The sequence below is a fragment of the Allobosea sp. TBD101 genome, from assembly GCF_059817965.1.
In genome coordinates this window covers 4,280,047-4,295,842 of sequence record NZ_CM187543.1, presented here as the reverse complement: position 1 = coordinate 4,295,842, position 15,796 = coordinate 4,280,047, and the positions used below count along the sequence as shown (strand labels likewise).

Below are 15,796 nucleotides of genomic sequence, written 5' to 3'. Positions count from 1 at the left end.
TCATCGCCGGAGATCGAGACAGTGTCGCCATCGGGGATCGCTTCCACCATTCCGCTTTCGGGTTTTTCCGAGGTCGCGGACCGCTTCGATCTCTGCCTGTGCGACGTCTGGGGCGTGGTCCATAACGGCGTTGCCGCCTATCGCGACGCGGTCGCGGCGCTGATGCGGATGCGTGAGCGCGGCATCAGCGTCGTCCTCGTCACCAATGCCCCGCGCCCGGCCGATGTCATCGTCGGCCAGCTCGATGGCTTCGCCGTGCCGCGCGAGGCCTGGGATGCGATCGTCACCTCCGGCGATGTCTGCCGCTCGCTGATTCGCGAGCGGGCGGGCGAGCCGATGTTCCGCCTCGGCCCCGATCGCGACCTGCCGCTGATCGCCGGGCTCGACGTGCGCGAAGTCTCCCCCGACGAAGCGGCCTATGTGCTCTGCACCGGCCTGTTCGACGACGAGAAGGACACGGCCGCGACCTATGCCGATCTGCTTGCCGGCTTCGCCGCGCGCGGGCTGCCGCTGATCTGTGCCAATCCCGACCTCGTGGTCGAGCGTGGCGGGCGCATCATTCCCTGCGCCGGTTCGGTCGCGCTCGCCTATGAGGAGATCGGGGGGCGGGCGATCTATGCCGGCAAGCCGCATCGGCCGATCTACGAGGCGGCAGTGGCGGCCGCTGAAAAGGCCCGGGGAGCCGCGATCTCCCGCGACAGGATCTGCGCGATCGGCGATGCGATCCGGACCGATATCGCCGGTGCCGACGCCTTCGGCGCGGCCGGCATCATGGTGCTGGCCGGCATCCATGCCCAGGATCTGATGGAAGCGTCATGGGAAGAGCGTCACGGCTGGTTCGGCCGGCAGACGCATCGCCCGGCCTATGCGATGCCGCATCTGGTCTGGTGAGGCCGATAAGGCGGTAAGCTGGCCGTCATTTTCGGGCGAAGCGAAGCGTAGACCCGAGAAGCACCTTCAGGATAGGACGTCCTCTCGTCCTGAGATGCTCGGACCAAGCCCGAACATGGCGGTGCTTACGCTGCCGCGCAGACCGACTCGATCTTGGTCTTCAGCGTCTGCGCGTTGAACGGCTTGACGATGTAGTTGCTGACGCCGGCCTTCTTCGCCGCGACGACGTTCTCGGTCTTCGATTCCGCTGTGACGATGATGAAGGGCGTTTCCGCCAGCGCCGTCTCCTCGCGAACCTTCTGGAGCAGCTCGAAGCCGCTCATCGGCTCCATGTTCCAGTCGGAGATCACGAGGCCGTATTTCTTGTCGCGCATCTTCGAGATGGCGGCCGTGCCGTCCGAAGCATCGTCGACGTTCTCGAAGCCGAGCTGCTTCAGCAGGTTGCGGATGATGCGGACCATCGTCTGGTAGTCGTCGACGACGAGGATCGGCATGGACGGGTCGAGAGCCATTCTGATGCTCCAGGCATGACGGTTGCGGTGCTGGAAGATACCAGCGCCGTGCCGCTCGCCTGAGTAGATAGCTGCCGCGCCTTGCGAAGCGGTTAATCCGATTGCGAACTAACGTAAGGGCAGGTTGGTGCGCCGCACCAAAGTCCAATTGCGCTGATGTTGCGGTTGCGAGATGCTTAACTCGATTGCAGACAGGAGGGCACAGGCCCACGGGCCGCGCGGGACCCATGACAGTTCAGCCGATATCTGGCGGGCTCTACACCGTCCACGCTTTCGAGGATCTGGCCATCGGCCGCAGCGAAAGCCTGATGCGGACCGTCATGGAGCGTGACGTCGCGCTCTTCGCCGAACTCTCGGGCGACGCCAACCCGATCCATCTCTGCGACCATTTCGCCGCCGGGACCAAGTTCGGCCAGCGAATCGCCCATGGCATGCTGACGGCGAGCCTCATATCCGCCTTGCTCGGCACGCGGTTGCCGGGGCCGGGCGCCGTCTATCTCTCGCAGACCCTGACCTTCCTGGCTCCGGTCAAGATCGGCGATGTCGTCACAGCCCGCGTCGAGGTCGTCGAGCTGGTGGCCGAGCGCCGCCGGGTGCGCTTCTTCTGCGAATGCCTCGTCGACGGCAAGGCGGTGATGGAGGGCGAGGCCTGGGTCGCCATGCCGCCGAAGCCGCGCGGCTGAGGCCTTTTCGCGATCCGGCGACCTTGACGCCCCGCCGGCCTTCGCCGCAAAGACGGTCAACGCCCGTGTTTCAAGGGCAGGTGGACGTTCCCGATTGATGCCATCCCAAGCCGATGAGCCTGACCGCCCCGAGCCGACGGCCGTGGTCCTCGACCTCGACAAGCCCGTTCCCGAAGCCTTGCGCGGCGCCGTCCTGGCGCTTGGCAATTTCGATGGCGTCCATCGCGGCCATGCTGAGCTGGCGCATCGCGCCGCGTCCCTCGCCGGCGAGCTCGGGAGCCGCCCGGCCGCCTTCACCTTCGAGCCGCATCCGCGCAGCGTCTTCCGGCCCGATGAGCCGGTCTTCAGGCTAACCGCGCCGCAGCTCAAGCTCGAAGGGTTGACGGAGGCAGGCTTTGCTCAGGTTTTCGTCCTGCCCTTCGACCGCGACATCGCGGCGATCCCCGCCGAAAGCTTCGTCGATGACCTGCTGATCGGCAGGCTCGGTGCCACCGGCCTCGTCTGCGGCTACGACTTTCATTTCGGCAAGGGCCGGACCGGCTCGCCCGAGATGCTGCAGGCCCACGGCCTCGCCGCCGGCATTCCGGTCGCGGTGGTGCCGCCTTTCAGCTGGAAGGGCGAGCCAGTCTCCTCGACGCTGATCCGCACGGCGCTGGAAACCGGCGATGTCGCGCACGCTGCCGAATTCCTTGGCCGGCCCTGGCTGGTGCGCGGGCTGATCGCCCATGGCGACAAGCGCGGGCGCGAACTCGGCTATCCCACGGCCAACATGCAGCTCGCTCGCGACTGCAGGCTGCGCCATGGCATCTACGCGGTCCGGATGAAGATCGACGGCATCTGGCATGACGGTGTCGCGAGCTTCGGCCGCCGCCCGACCTTCGACGATGGCGCGCCGCGGCTGGAAACCTTCGTCTTCGATTTCTCCGGCGATCTCTATGGCCAGCGCGTCGACGTCGCCTTAGTCGACTGGCTGCGCGGCGAGGAGAAGTTCGATACGCTCGAGGCCCTGATCGCCCAGATGGACGCCGACAGCGCCCGCGCACGCGACATTCTGGCGAAGACGCCGGCCTTCCTTCCTTGAGCCGCGCCTGCTAGAAGCCCTCCATGCCCGCAGAACGCGCCATGCTGATCGATTTTTCCCGGCGAATTACGGGCCCGGCTGCCGCCTCGCGCTAGACAAGCGCGGGCGCTTGCGCAGTCCGGGTTGAAGACCGCTTTTCCCGTTTCAAGAGTGGACGCCCGAGGCCCCTGACCGGCTCGCCGTCCCGACTGTCCGAGCCGGATGATGACCGACAAGACCAACACCGCCAAAGCCTCCGAGACCGCTGCCGACGGCGTCGACTATTCCCAGACGCTCTTCCTGCCCCAGACCGAGTTCCCGATGCGGGCCGGCCTGCCGCAGCGCGAGCCGGAGCTGCTCGCCCGCTGGGCCAAGATGGATCTCTACCGCAAACTGCGCGAAGCGGGGCAGGGGCGCGACAGATTCGTGCTCCACGATGGCCCTCCCTATGCCAACGGCAACATCCATATCGGCCATGCGCTGAACAAGGTGCTGAAGGACCTCGTCACGCGCTCGCAGCAGATGCTGGGCTATGATTCCAACTATGTCCCAGGCTGGGACTGCCACGGCCTGCCGATCGAATGGAAGATCGAGGAGCAGTACCGCGCCAAGGGGCTGAACAAGGACGACGTACCGGTCGTCGAGTTCCGTAGGGAGTGCCGCGCCTTCGCCGAGCACTGGGTCGATGTCCAGCGCGAGGAGTTCAAGCGCTTGGGCGTCGAGGGCGACTGGGCCAATCCCTACCTGACCATGGCCTACCCGGCCGAGGCGCAGATCGCCCGCGAGATCATGAAATTCGCCGAAACCGGCCAGCTCTATCGCGGCTCCAAGCCGGTGATGTGGTCGGTGGTCGAGAAGACCGCGCTGGCCGAGGCCGAGGTCGAGTACGAGGAGCATGTCAGCGACACGATCTTCGTGGCTTTTCCGGTGAAGATGGTCTTGGGTCTCGGGCCGGTTGCGGATCAGCTTCTAAATGCTTCTGTCGTCATCTGGACGACGACGCCTTGGACGATCCCCGGCAATCGCGCTATCGCCTATAGCCACAAAGTCGCCTATGGCCTCTACAAGGTAACGGCTGCGCCCGAGAGCAACTGGGCCAAGACCGGCGCGACTTATGTCCTTGCCAAAAACCTCGCTGAAAGCGTTTTCAAGGCAGCAAAGGTCGATGGCTTCGAGCTGGTTGCAGACCTAGATCCCACGGAACTCTTTCCGGTCGAGTGCGCCCATCCGCTGCGCGGCCGCGGCTACGATTTCGTCGTTCCCCTTCTCGACGGCGACCATGTCACGGATGATGCCGGTACCGGCTTCGTCCACACGGCGCCGAGTCATGGCCGCGAGGACTTTGACGTCTGGATGGCCAATGGCCGCCAGCTCACCGAGCGCGGCATCGAGACCCGCATCCCCTACACCGTCGACGCCGATGGCCGCTTCACCAAGGAAGCGCCGGGCTTCGAGGGCGCGCAGGTCATCACCGACAAGGGCGACAAGGGCAACGCCAATGACGTCGTGATCAAGGCGCTGGTCGAGGCCGGCAACATCATCGCGCGCGGCCGCCTGAAGCATCAGTATCCGCATTCCTGGCGCTCGAAGAAGCCGGTGATCTTCCGCAACACGCCGCAATGGTTCATCGCCATGGACAAGCCGATCGGCGAGGCCGGCGCGCCGGATGCGGCCGATCCGCAGCCGGTCGCGGGCGGCAATACCGACACGCTGCGCAACCGCGCGCTGAAGGCGATCAAGGAAACCGAGTGGGTGCCCGCCGCCGGCGAGAACCGCATCACCGGCATGATCGCCAATCGGCCGGACTGGGTCGTCTCGCGCCAGCGCGCCTGGGGCGTGCCGATCACCGTCTTCGTCCAGAAGGAAACGAAGGACATCCTGGTCGATGACCGCGTGAACGCGGCCATCGCCGAGGCCTTCGAGGCCGAGGGCGCGGATGCCTGGTTCACCGATCTCGACGGTGCCCGCTTCCTCAAGCCCTTCGGCTATGATCCGGCGCAGTACGAGCGCGTCACCGACGTGCTCGACGTCTGGTTCGATTCCGGCTCGACCCATGCCTTCACGCTGGAGAAGCGCGCCGACCTGCGCGCCCGCCGCCGTGGCGATGGCGGCAAGGACCGCGTGATGTATCTCGAAGGCTCGGACCAGCATCGCGGCTGGTTCCATTCGAGCCTGCTCGAGAGCTGCGGCACGCGCGGCCGGGCGCCCTACGACATCGTCCTCACCCATGGCTTCTGCCTGGACGAGAAGGGCGAGAAGATGTCGAAGTCGAAGGGCAACGTCACCGCTCCGCAGGACATCATCAAGGATAGCGGCGCCGATATCCTGCGCCTCTGGGTCGCGGCCGCCGATTATTCCGACGACCTGCGCATCGGCAAGGAAATCCTCAAGACCTTCGTCGAGACCTATCGCAAGCTGCGCAACACCATGCGCTGGATGCTCGGCACGCTCGCCCATTTCAGCGAAGATGTCCGCGTCTCCGATCAGCAGACCATGCCGGAGCTGGAGCGGCTGATGCTGCACCGCCTCGCCGAGATCGGGCCGCAGGTCGAGGAAGCCTATCGCACCTATGACTACAAGAAGGTCGTGTTCCTGCTCTCGCAGTTCATGAACACCGAGCTCTCGGCCTTCTATTTCGACGTGCGCAAGGACGCGCTCTACTGCGATCCGCTGTCGAGCCATGTCCGCAAGAGCGCGCTCACCGTCGTCGACCATCTCTTCCGCTGCCTGACGACCTGGCTCGCGCCGATCCTGGTCTTCACCGCCGAGGAAGCCTGGCTCGATCGTTACCCCGACCAGAAGGCGGGCGAGGGCTCGGTCCATCTCGAGCGCTTCGTCACGGCCAAGGCGAGCTGGCTCGATCCGGAGTTGGCCGAGCGCTGGGCCAAGATCCGCCGCGTGCGCCGCGTCGTCACCGGCGCGCTCGAGCTGGAGCGCGCGGCCAAGCGCCTGGGCTCCTCGCTGGAGGCGGCGCCGCAGGTCTTCGTCTCGGACGCCGACCTCTACGCGGCCCTGTCCGGCGCCGATCTCGCCGAGATCAGCATCACCTCGGGCATCCGCGTCGAAAGCGGCGAGGGGCCGGCCGATGCCTTCCGCCTCGCCGACGTGCCGGGCGTCGCGGTCGTGCCGCATCGCGCGGCCGGCATCAAATGCGCCCGGTCCTGGAAGTATTTTGATCCGGCGACGGCCGACAAGGCTTATCCCCAGGTCACGCCGCGCGATGCGAAGGCGTTGAAGGAGCTGGGAGTGCGCGCCTGATGACGTCCGCCCGTCGCCTCGGCCTCGTCGTCGTCCTGGTCGTCTTCATCGCCGATCAGCTCCTGAAGTCGTGGCTGCTCTACAGCGTCGGGCTGGCCGAGAACGGGCCGTACGATCTGACGTCCTTCCTGACGATCGTACTGGCCTGGAATCGCGGCATCTCCTACGGCCTGTTCCAGCAGGGCACCGATCTCGGCCGCTGGTTCCTCGTCGTCATCTCCTTTGTCGCGGCGATCTGGCTCTGGCGCTGGATGTGGCGCGAGCCACGGGTTTTCAGCGTGCTCAGCCTCGCGCTGATCATCGGCGGGGCGCTCGGCAATGGCGTCGATCGCGCCGTCTATGGCGCGGTCGTTGACTTCGTCCATTTCCACTGGGGCAGCTTCAGCTGGTATATCTTCAACATCGCCGACGTTGCGATCGTTGTCGGAGTGCTCGGCCTGCTATATGAGTCCTTCCGCCCAAGCGTGGAAAAAGCAGCTTAACGACGGTTTCGCCATTGTTTTGCCGTTCGTCTGGGGTTTGAGACGGGGCGAGATTGTCCGAAGGGAGTTTTGACATGGCCAAACGCATCCGCGTGGCTCATCTGCTCATCGCCGGCGGGCTTGTGCTCGGGGCGTCACCGGCCTTCGCGCAGGAAGGCTCGCTCATCTACAACTTCATGCAGGGCGTCTTCGGCAAGGGCGAGGGGGCCGACATCGACTATCGCGCCCGCGCTCCGCTGGTTGTCCCGCCGAATTCGACGCTGCCGCGCCCGCAGCAGGCGGCCAGCGAGCGCAACGCCGCCTGGCCGAACGATCCGGATGTCCAGCGCCGCAAGGATGCGGCCAATCCGGCGCCTTACGTGGAACCTCACGGCCTCCGGAACAACGCCCGCCTGTCGGCTGAGGAGATTCGCCAAGGTCGGACGACGCGTCAGTCGAGGGGACCTCTGTTTAGCGAAGACGACAGCAACTACAACAACATCATCAAGCCGATCGTGGTCGGTCGCGAGATGGCCGCGCGTCAGGCCAAGGTCGACGAGAACGCCGCCGCCTATGGCTCCGAGCCGCCGCGTCGCACGCTCGCGGAGCCGCCGGCAGGCTATCGTCGCCCGGCTGCGACGGCCGCCGTCGGCCCGGGTGCGCGTGGTCCGGTTGAAGATACGCAGGATCCCGGCATCCGCGAGTTCGCGGCCGGGCGTGGGCCGGTGATGCGGCCGTAGGCCGCCATCGGCGAGAGCGTGATCGTCTGCTGCGATCGCCCCTTGCCGAAGCAGGGTCGCCCGACCAAGTTGTCATGAAGGGCGGGCGCGTCGCGCTCGCCCTTTTTTCGATCAAGGAGACGGCATCAGGTGAACATCCATGCGCACCGGACCGACCAGGCGGAGCCGGTCGAATCCTTCCGGTTGGCCAATGGCCTCGATGTCGTGGTGGTCAGGGACCGGCGTGCCCCGGTCGTCACCCACATGGTCTGGTACCGCAACGGTTCGGCTGACGATCCGGCCGGCAAGTCGGGCATCGCGCATTTCCTCGAGCACCTGATGTTCAAGGGCACGAAAGCTTGGCCGGCCGGCGAGTTCTCCAAGATCGTCGCGGGTTACGGCGGTCAGGAGAACGCCTTCACCTCCTTCGACTACACCGCCTATTTCCAGCGCGTGCCGAAGGAGCATCTGCGCGCGATGATGGATTACGAGGCCGACCGGATGACCGGCCTCTCCTTCGACGAGAGCGTGGTCGCCCCCGAGCGCGACGTGGTGCTGGAGGAGCGGCGCATGCGCGTCGATTCCGATCCCGCCGCTCAGCTCGGCGAGGAATTCTCGGCGACGCTGTTCTTCCACCATCCCTACGGCACGCCGATCATCGGCTGGGAGCACGAGATCGAGCGCCTGAGCCGGGATGATGCCTTCGCTTATTACCAGCGCTTCTACACGCCCGAGAACGCGATCCTCGTCGTCGCCGGCGATACCGATGCCGCCGAGGTCCGCCGTCTCGCCGAGGAGACCTATGGCAGGATCGCGGCCCGCGGCGCGGCGCCCATCCGCTCCCGCCCGATCGAGCCGGAACCCCGCGCTTCGCGCCGCGTGCAGCTCAACGACCCGCGCGTGCAGCAGCCCTCTTTGCGGCGCGGCTGGCTGAGCCCGACCTATACGAGCGGCGAGCGCGACGAGGTGTTGGCGCTCGAACTCGTCGCCGAGATCCTCGGCGGGGGCACGACCTCGCGGCTCTATCGCAAGCTCTGCGTCGAGGACGAGCTGGCAGCCGGCGCCAGCGCCTATTTCATGGGCTCGATGGTCGACCGCGCCGCTTTCCAGATCTCTGCCAGCCCGCGCCCCGGCGTCGAGATGGCGGCAATGGAGGCAGGGCTGGATGCGGCGCTTGCCACCTTCCTGGCGGAAGGGCCGAGCGAACTGGAGCTGGCCCGTGCCCGTACCCGGCTGGTGGCGGAGACGGTCTTCGCCCGAGACAACCAGTCCTCGCTCGCCCGCATCTTCGGGGCAGCTCTGGCCGTGGGCGAGACCGTCGAGGACGTGCTCGCCTGGCCTGAGCGCATTGAGGCCATCGGCCGTGATGCCGTGATCGAGGCTGCGCGCCGCTATCTCAAGCCTGATCGCAGCGTCACCGGCCTGCTGCTGCCGGCCTGACGACGCCGTCTCTCGTTCGAACGGGCGGGCCTCGCGTCCCGCCGACAGGAAGCGACATGAACGCCCCGATTCCGACGCCGAAGCTCAACACGGCCGGCCCCGCCATCGCCGTCCAGACCGTCCGCTCGCCCGGCGGGGTCGAGGCTTGGCTGGTCGAAGAGCACAGCCTGCCGCTGATCGCGATCGATTTCGCCTTCGACGGCGGCGCCAGCCGCGATCCCGAGAATGCCGCCGGCAGCGCCTATCTGATCTCCGGCCTGCTCGACGAGGGCGCTGGCGATCTCGACGCCGAGGCCTTTCAGGGCCGCATGGCCGACCACGCCATCAGCCTCGGCTTCGACGCCCGCCGCGACGATTTCCACGGCTATCTCCAGACGCTCTCCACGCATCGCGACACGGCTTTCGACCTGCTCGGGCTGGCGCTCAACCAGCCGCGCTTCGATGCCGACGCCGTCGCCCGCGTCCGGGCCCAGATCATCGCCGGTTTGCAGCGCCAGGCGAAGAATCCCGAGGTGATGTGCCGCAACGCGCTCTATGCCGCCGCCTTCCCCGGGCATGCCTATAGCCGGCCCGAGAAGGGCGATATCGACAGCGTTTCCAGGCTGGAAGCTCCTGCGCTGAAGGCGCTGCGGCCCACGCTGATGGACCGTGCGGGCCTCAAGATCGTCGTGGTCGGGGATATCACCGCGGCCGAACTGGCCGGGCGGTTGGATGCACTCTTCGGTGAATTGCCCGTGGGCGAAGCGCGCCCGCGCCCCGCTCAGCCCCTGCCGATTCAGGGCCTCGGCCAGACCCATGTCATCGATCTCGACGTGCCGCAGACCGTGCTGCGCTTCGTCGGTCCCGGCCTGATGTGGGACGATCCGGATTTCATCGCCGCGAGCGTGCTCAACCACATCCTCGGCGGTTCGGCCTTCACCTCGCGCCTGTTCATGGAGGTGCGCGAGAAGCGCGGGCTTGCCTATGGCGTTTCCTCCAGCCTGATGCCGCTGCGCGAGAGCGCGATGCTGGTCGGCGGCACCGCCACCCGCAACGACCGCGCCGCGGAATCGATGAAGGTCATCCGTGAGGAGATGCTGAAGCTGGCCGAGGAAGGCCCGACCGAGCACGAGGTCGAGGAAGCCAAGCGCTACATCATCGGCTCCTATCCGCTGCGCTTCGACACCTCGCCGAAGATCGCGGGCGAATTGCTGGCTCTCGCGCTGCGCGGCGACACCCCGGATTTCCTCGCCCGCCGCAACGGCCTCTTCGCGGCGGTGACGCTCGCCGATGTCAGGCGCGTCGCGCAGCGCTTGTTCGGCAACTCCGAACTGCTCGTGCAGGCGGTTGGCAGGCCCGTCGCCCTGGTCTGAAATAGCCTTCGTCTTCTCGTCGATACGGATAGGTCTACATGCTCCAGCAAAGCTTCGATCTCGCGCTCGAGTCCAAGGTCGGCAAGGGTGGCATTCCCGATGCGGCCTTCGAGACGGCGCTGGCCGATCTCAAGCCCGCGCTGGCGAAGTTGCAGGCGCAGGCGAAGGACGGTTCGCTCCCGCTGCTGAAGCTGCCGAGCGACACCGCTGATCTCGGTCCCGTGAAGGCCGCTGCCGAGCGGTTGAAATCCGGCGGCACGACCGACGTGCTGGTGCTCGGCACCGGCGGTTCCAGCCTCGGCGGCCAGACCTTGGCGCAGCTCACCGGCTACGGCATTGCCGGTCTCTCGCAGTTCGCCTCCGGCGTGCGCGTCCATTTCATCGATAATCTCGACCCGGCGACCTATGCGGCGCTGCTCGCCAAGCTGCCGCTCAAGACGACCAAGTTCGTCGCCATTTCCAAATCGGGCGGCACCGGCGAGACGCTGCTGCAATCGATAGCCGCGATCGAGGCCTTGCGCGGCGCGCATCTCTCGGATCAGCAGATCGGCGCGCATTTCGAAGGGCTTTCCGAGCCGGCCAAGCCCGGAAAGCTGCATCCCCTGCGCGCGCTGCTCGAACCCTTCGGCACGCCTTTCCTCGAGCATCATACCGATGTCGGTGGCCGCTATTCCGTCCTGACTAATTGCGGCCTGCTGCCGGCCGCCGTGCTCGGTCTCGACATCGAGGCGCTCCGGCTCGGCGCCGGTCGCGCGGTGGCGCCGCTCTTCACCGGCAAGGATGTCCGCGAGACGCCGGCTGCGGTCGGCGCTGCGCTTCATCTTGCCGCGATGCGCTCGGGCAAGAACATCGCCGTGCTGATGCCCTATGCCGACAAGCTTGCTTTGCTCACTCGCTGGTGGATGCAGCTTTGGGCCGAGAGCCTCGGCAAGGACGGGCAGGGCACGCAGCCCGTCGGCGCGCTCGGCCCCGTCGACCAGCATTCGCAGCAGCAGCTCTATCTCGCCGGCCCCAAGGACAAGTTCTTCACGGTCATCACCACCAGCGTGAAGGGCAAGGGCCCGCAGATCGACGCCGCCCTGGCGGAGAAGATCGGCCAGGCCGATTTCGCCGGCAAGACGATCGGCGACCTCGTCGCGGCGCAAGGCATCGCCATGATCGACACCTTCGCCAAGAACGGCTGCGCGGTCCGCCGCTTCCATGTCGAGCGCATCGACGAGACCAGCCATGGCGAGATGCTGATGCATTTCATGCTGGAGACGATCCTGACCGGCTACGCCATGGGCGTGGATCCGTTCGACCAGCCGGCGGTGGAAGAGGCGAAGCTCCTGGCCAAGCGCTATCTTGCCGAAGGGCGGGCTTGAGTCGCAGGCGCGCCCGTTGTCATTCCGGGGCGGCTCGCAGAGCCGAACCCGGAACCCACGACTGGGCGAGCCCTTTCCAGGCTACCTGGGTCGTCTTGCCCAGCCGTGGGTTCCGGGTTCTTCGCTGACGCGAAGCCCCGGAATGACAAAGGTTGAGCGCTCCGCACCGTAACGACGAAGAAGCCATGACCGTCCGCCGCCTCGATCCCGTCCTGGTCGACCGCATCGCCGCTGGCGAGGTGATCGAGCGGCCGGCTGCCGCCGTGAAGGAGCTGGTCGAGAACGCGATCGATGCCGGCGCGCGATCGATCGCCGTCACCATCCAGGGCGGTGGACGCGAACTGATCCGCGTCGTCGATGACGGCGCCGGCATGACGCCGGAAGACCTCGAACTCGCCGTCGACCGCCATGCCACCTCGAAGCTCCCCGACGGCGATCTCTTCGCCATCGAAACGCTGGGCTTCCGCGGCGAGGCCTTGCCCTCGATCGGCTCGGTCGCAAGGCTCTCGATCGCGACGCGCCGGCGCGATGCCGCGCAAGGCTCGGGCCTCGTGGTCGAGGCCGGCGAGAAAGGCGTCGTCCGCCCCGTTGCCGCCGCGCCCGGCACGCGCATCGAGGTCAGCGACCTCTTCATCTTCACCCCGGCCCGCCTGAAATTCCTGAAGAGTGACCGGGCCGAGGCACAGGCCGTCTCCGAGATGCTTCGGCGCCTCGCCATCGCCCATCCGGAAATTCGCTTCTCGCTCGAAGGCGAGCATATCAGCGCCTTCGACTGGCCGGCCGAGCCGATCGGGGAGGAGGGTCTGCTGCGCCGTCTCGGCCGCGCGCTCGGCCGCGACTTTCCCGAGAACGCGCTGCGCATTGAAGCCGAGCGCGAGGGTTTCGGAATCTCCGGCTTCGCCGGTCTGCCGACCTTCCATCGCGGCACCTCGGCCGGCGTGCATCTTTCCGTCAACGGCCGGCCGGTGCGCGACAAGCTGCTGCTCTCAGCCGTGCGCGGCGCCTATGCCGATGTCGTCCCCTCGGACCGGCATCCCGTGCTCTTCCTCGATATCGGCTGCGATCCGCGCTCGGTCGACGTCAACGTCCACCCGGCCAAGAGCGAGGTGCGCTTCCGCGATCCCGCTCTGGTCCGCGGCCTCGTCGTCACCGGCCTGAAGGCGGCGCTCGCCGCCGCCGGCCACCGCGCGACTACGACGGGCGGCGCCCGCACGCTCGACGCCTTCCGCGCCGTGCTCTCGATGGGCGGCAGCAGCAACGCGATCCCGCGCCCCTCTTTCCCGCAGGCGTCCGCCTGGAGTGCTCCTTCCCCGATCCCGACGAGCTCCCCGCAATCCGGCTTCTCCGATTTCGCCGCGCCGTCCGCCGATGCCCGCGCGCATCTGGCCGAGCCCTCGGCCGATGCACTCGACCGGCCGCTCGGCGCCGCCCGCGCTCAGGTCCACGAAACCTATATCGTCGCCCAGACCCGCGAAGGCGTCGTCATCGTCGACCAGCACGCCGCCCATGAGCGCCTCGTCTATGAGCGCCTCAAGGCCGAGCGCGCCCGTAACGGCATCGCCCGCCAGCCGCTGCTGCTGCCCGAGGTGGTCGAGCTCGACCCCGTCGATGCCGACCGCCTGATCGCGGCGGGTAGCGAGCTCGAAGGCCTCGGCCTCGTGCTTGAATCCTTCGGCCCCGGCGCGGTTCTGGTGCGCGAGGCGCCGAGCCAGCTCGCCGGCGGCAATCTCCAGCGCCTCGTCCGCGATGTCGCCGATGCGCTCGCCGAACATGGCACGGCGGGTTCGCTGGAGCGCCGGCTCGACCATGTGCTCGCGACGATGGCCTGCCACAACTCGGTCCGCGCCGGCCGTCGCATGCGCCCCGAGGAGATGGACGCGCTGCTGCGCGAGATGGAGATCACGCCGAATTCCGGCCAGTGCAACCACGGCCGGCCGACCTATGTCGAATTGAAGCTCTCGGATATCGAGCGATTGTTCGGGAGAAGGTGAAGGAGGGGCGTCCGCTTTCGACCCATTGCGGAACCTCACGTGCAGATTAGGTAGCCCCTATGGATCATTGGAGCCAGTTCACACAATCTGCTGCCCGCGCGCTGATGAACCTCCAGCGCCGTGAAATCAGCATGGAGGAGGCGTACCGGTTCTTCGAGGCCAATTCCGCCTTGATCGCTGATGATGACGCTGTCCAGTCCATCATGAATGCAATCAGCGAGATCGACGGATTTCCGCGATGGTACGATGAGCTCTCGGAGCTTCTTGCCAGCCAGCCTACGCGAGATGCACTGGTGGTATGGTTGAAGGGCTAAGTCCGCTTCCGACCCAAGCCGGCAGCTCGGCTTCAATCTCACTTCAGCTTCGTCTTCGTTGTCGGGAAATCGCGCCAGAAATGGCCGCTGCCTTTCCGGACGACCGCGTCCTGCGGCAGGATCTCGAAGGGCGTGTGGGCCGGCTGGGCACGGAGTTCGTCGAAGCGGGTCGCGAAATCGCTGCGCCTGAGCAGGTCGAACAGCTGCTCGAAGCGGTCGATGACGAAATAGCTCGCCTGGAAATCGTCGATGTAATAGCCGGTGCGCAGCACGCGCTCGAGATCGAAGGCCAAGTGGTGGGCGGAGGGGTCGTCCACCACATATGTCGCCTCACCGAAGGACGAGACGATGCCGGCGCCGTAGATGCGGATGCCTTCGGGCTTGCGGATCAGCCCGAATTCGATGGTGTACCAGTTGAGGCGGGCGAGGAACTTCACCCCCTTGGTCTCGACCGCGACAAGCCCGATACGGCCATATTCGTTCATGTAGTCGGCATAGGCGGGGTTGGTCAGCAGCGGCACGTGGCCGAAGACATCATGGAAGATGTCGGGCTCCTCCAGATAGTCGAGCTGCTCGCGGCTGCGGATGAAGGTGCCTGCCGGAAACTGGCGGTTGGCCAGCATCTGGAAGAAGGGACGCGACGGGATGAGCCCCGGAACCGCCACGACCTCCCAACCGGTCAGCCGCCGCAGCCGTTCGTTCATGCGCGCGAAATCCGGCACGCCTTCGGGGCCTATGCCGAGCGCTGCAAGACCGTCGAGATATTCCTGGCAGACATGGCCCCTGAGGGTCCGCTGCTGACGCTCGAACAGCACGCGCCAGATGGCGTGGTCCTCGGGGGTGTAGCGCTCCCAGCCCTGGTCGATGATGCAGTCTTCGACGGTCTGCGCGTTCAGAAGAGCATGTCCGGACATCGCTTTCGCTCCTGAGAGCTGGCCCCGGCTCCAGCAACGAGGCTCCGTATCGCCATAACGTCCGACATGGGCTCGCAGATCCGGCAGCGCCGCAATTGAAGCTACAATACCCCCTTGGCGGCTGGGCGCGAAGCGCGCCCCCGGTCAGCCCCTGCGATGGCGCTTTTTTGAAAACGAAGTTGCCACGCCCCTTGAAGCGTGGCCGGGTTCGGAAGGTCTGCCTGCGGTCAGGCGCAGAACTGTCAGCCGGCCTGCCGTGCCGTATTGGGGCCTATTCCTTGACCCGTAGCACGATCACCTGCGTCTCGCCGTAACTCCGCCGCTCCAGCTCCTCGAAGCCCTCCGGCAGGCTGATCTCGGCATCCGCCGCCTCTTCCAGCACGATCAGCGCATCCGGCGCCAGCCAGCCGCCCTCGCGGGCCGAGACCAGCGCCTTTTCGCCCAGTCCCTTGCGATAGGGCGGGTCGCAGAAGACGAGGCCGAACGGCGCCATGCCGGTGATCGGGCCGAGCTTGGTCGCGTCGCGGCGGAAGATGCGGCTGAAGCCGGCGAGCCCGAGCGCCATCTGGTTCTCGCGGATGATGCCGCGCGCCTCGCTGCCGTCATCGACCATGAGCGCGAAGCCCGCGCCGCGCGACAAGGCCTCGAAGCCGAGCGCGCCCGTGCCGGCGAAGAGATCGAGCACGCGCGCGCCCTCGACCGCCTCGCCATAGGCATGGGCAAGCACGTTGAACAGGGATTCGCGCAGCCGGTCCGAGGTCGGCCGGATGCTGCCGATCCCCGGCTTCGGGCCGGCCAGAGGCCGGCCGCGCAGGCGTCCGCCGACGATCCGCATCG

The 15,796-nt window shown here is 66.7% G+C and carries 14 protein-coding genes; 11 read left to right on the top strand and 3 right to left on the bottom strand.

The window, feature by feature from the left end:
* Nucleotides 1-21: 21 nt before the first annotated feature.
* Nucleotides 22-891, top strand: a complete 870-nt coding sequence (locus AC6RIC_RS20985) for a TIGR01459 family HAD-type hydrolase (protein WP_499733764.1) — start codon at nucleotides 22-24, stop codon at nucleotides 889-891.
* Between the two features lie 125 nt (nucleotides 892-1,016).
* Here the strand turns inward: AC6RIC_RS20985 and AC6RIC_RS20980 are convergent, their stop codons facing one another.
* Nucleotides 1,017-1,403 carry a response regulator gene (locus tag AC6RIC_RS20980; RefSeq protein ID WP_454657954.1) on the bottom strand — a complete coding sequence of 129 codons (387 nt, stop codon included), beginning with the start codon at nucleotides 1,401-1,403 and terminating at the stop codon, nucleotides 1,017-1,019.
* A gap of 227 nt (nucleotides 1,404-1,630) precedes the next feature.
* Here AC6RIC_RS20980 and AC6RIC_RS20975 point away from each other — a divergent pair, with 227 nt between their 5' ends.
* The 10 genes from AC6RIC_RS20975 (at nucleotide 1,631) to AC6RIC_RS20930 (ending at nucleotide 14,045) form a co-directional block, all read left to right on the top strand.
* Nucleotides 1,631-2,086: a MaoC family dehydratase gene (locus AC6RIC_RS20975; RefSeq protein WP_454657953.1), complete on the top strand. Its 456-nt coding sequence runs from the start codon at nucleotides 1,631-1,633 to the stop codon at nucleotides 2,084-2,086.
* A 97-nt stretch (nucleotides 2,087-2,183) separates the two neighbouring features.
* On the top strand, nucleotides 2,184-3,167 hold the full coding sequence (locus AC6RIC_RS20970; RefSeq protein ID WP_499733763.1) for a bifunctional riboflavin kinase/FAD synthetase: 984 nt from the start codon (nucleotides 2,184-2,186) through the stop codon (nucleotides 3,165-3,167).
* Nucleotides 3,168-3,371: 204 nt separating this feature from the next.
* The gene (gene ileS, locus AC6RIC_RS20965) at nucleotides 3,372-6,404 is read left to right on the top strand and encodes an isoleucine--tRNA ligase (protein WP_499733762.1); all 3,033 of its coding nucleotides are present in this window, start codon (nucleotides 3,372-3,374) and stop codon (nucleotides 6,402-6,404) included.
* Nucleotides 6,404-6,886 (top strand): signal peptidase II, encoded by a 483-nt coding sequence (gene lspA / locus AC6RIC_RS20960; RefSeq protein WP_499733761.1) that lies wholly within the window; start codon nucleotides 6,404-6,406, stop codon nucleotides 6,884-6,886. The genes ileS and lspA overlap by 1 nt, the downstream gene beginning before the upstream one ends.
* A 74-nt stretch (nucleotides 6,887-6,960) precedes the next feature.
* Nucleotides 6,961-7,605 (top strand): hypothetical protein, encoded by a 645-nt coding sequence (locus AC6RIC_RS20955; protein ID WP_454657949.1) that lies wholly within the window; start codon nucleotides 6,961-6,963, stop codon nucleotides 7,603-7,605.
* A gap of 129 nt (nucleotides 7,606-7,734) precedes the next feature.
* Entirely contained in the window at nucleotides 7,735-9,024 is a 1,290-nt protein-coding gene (locus AC6RIC_RS20950; protein WP_499733760.1) for a M16 family metallopeptidase, read from the top strand.
* 56 nt (nucleotides 9,025-9,080) lie between these two features.
* Nucleotides 9,081-10,376: a M16 family metallopeptidase gene (locus AC6RIC_RS20945; RefSeq protein ID WP_499733759.1), complete on the top strand. Its 1,296-nt coding sequence runs from the start codon at nucleotides 9,081-9,083 to the stop codon at nucleotides 10,374-10,376.
* A gap of 38 nt (nucleotides 10,377-10,414) precedes the next feature.
* Nucleotides 10,415-11,740 (top strand): phosphoglucose isomerase-related protein, encoded by a 1,326-nt coding sequence (locus tag AC6RIC_RS20940; RefSeq protein WP_499733758.1) that lies wholly within the window; start codon nucleotides 10,415-10,417, stop codon nucleotides 11,738-11,740.
* Nucleotides 11,741-11,925: 185 nt separating this feature from the next.
* Nucleotides 11,926-13,731, top strand: coding sequence for a DNA mismatch repair endonuclease MutL (gene mutL / locus AC6RIC_RS20935; protein WP_499733757.1), 1,806 nt, complete (start codon nucleotides 11,926-11,928; stop codon nucleotides 13,729-13,731).
* Nucleotides 13,732-13,790: 59 nt separating this feature from the next.
* The gene (locus tag AC6RIC_RS20930) at nucleotides 13,791-14,045 is read left to right on the top strand and encodes a hypothetical protein (RefSeq protein ID WP_499733756.1); all 255 of its coding nucleotides are present in this window, start codon (nucleotides 13,791-13,793) and stop codon (nucleotides 14,043-14,045) included.
* A 38-nt stretch (nucleotides 14,046-14,083) separates the two neighbouring features.
* Here the strand turns inward: AC6RIC_RS20930 and phhA are convergent, their stop codons facing one another.
* Together phhA and rsmD are read right to left on the bottom strand one after the other, a co-directional pair.
* Nucleotides 14,084-14,959, bottom strand: a complete 876-nt coding sequence (gene phhA / locus AC6RIC_RS20925) for a phenylalanine 4-monooxygenase (RefSeq protein ID WP_499733755.1) — start codon at nucleotides 14,957-14,959, stop codon at nucleotides 14,084-14,086.
* 271 nt (nucleotides 14,960-15,230) lie between these two features.
* Nucleotides 15,231-15,794, bottom strand: a complete 564-nt coding sequence (rsmD, locus tag AC6RIC_RS20920) for a 16S rRNA (guanine(966)-N(2))-methyltransferase RsmD (protein ID WP_499733754.1) — start codon at nucleotides 15,792-15,794, stop codon at nucleotides 15,231-15,233.
* Nucleotides 15,795-15,796: the final 2 nt, after the last annotated feature.

Coding starts and splice junctions, on each gene's coding strand:
- AC6RIC_RS20980 (WP_454657954.1), bottom strand. CDS start 1,403: ATGGCTCTCGACCCGTCCATGCCGATCCTCGTCGTCGACGACTACCAG.
- AC6RIC_RS20975 (WP_454657953.1), top strand. CDS start 1,631: ATGACAGTTCAGCCGATATCTGGCGGGCTCTACACCGTCCACGCTTTC.
- AC6RIC_RS20970 (WP_499733763.1), top strand. CDS start 2,184: ATGCCATCCCAAGCCGATGAGCCTGACCGCCCCGAGCCGACGGCCGTG.
- ileS (WP_499733762.1), top strand. CDS start 3,372: ATGACCGACAAGACCAACACCGCCAAAGCCTCCGAGACCGCTGCCGAC.
- lspA (WP_499733761.1), top strand. CDS start 6,404: ATGACGTCCGCCCGTCGCCTCGGCCTCGTCGTCGTCCTGGTCGTCTTC.
- AC6RIC_RS20955 (WP_454657949.1), top strand. CDS start 6,961: ATGGCCAAACGCATCCGCGTGGCTCATCTGCTCATCGCCGGCGGGCTT.
- AC6RIC_RS20945 (WP_499733759.1), top strand. CDS start 9,081: ATGAACGCCCCGATTCCGACGCCGAAGCTCAACACGGCCGGCCCCGCC.
- AC6RIC_RS20940 (WP_499733758.1), top strand. CDS start 10,415: ATGCTCCAGCAAAGCTTCGATCTCGCGCTCGAGTCCAAGGTCGGCAAG.
- mutL (WP_499733757.1), top strand. CDS start 11,926: ATGACCGTCCGCCGCCTCGATCCCGTCCTGGTCGACCGCATCGCCGCT.
- AC6RIC_RS20930 (WP_499733756.1), top strand. CDS start 13,791: ATGGATCATTGGAGCCAGTTCACACAATCTGCTGCCCGCGCGCTGATG.
- phhA (WP_499733755.1), bottom strand. CDS start 14,959: ATGTCCGGACATGCTCTTCTGAACGCGCAGACCGTCGAAGACTGCATC.
- rsmD (WP_499733754.1), bottom strand. CDS start 15,794: ATGCGGATCGTCGGCGGACGCCTGCGCGGCCGGCCTCTGGCCGGCCCG.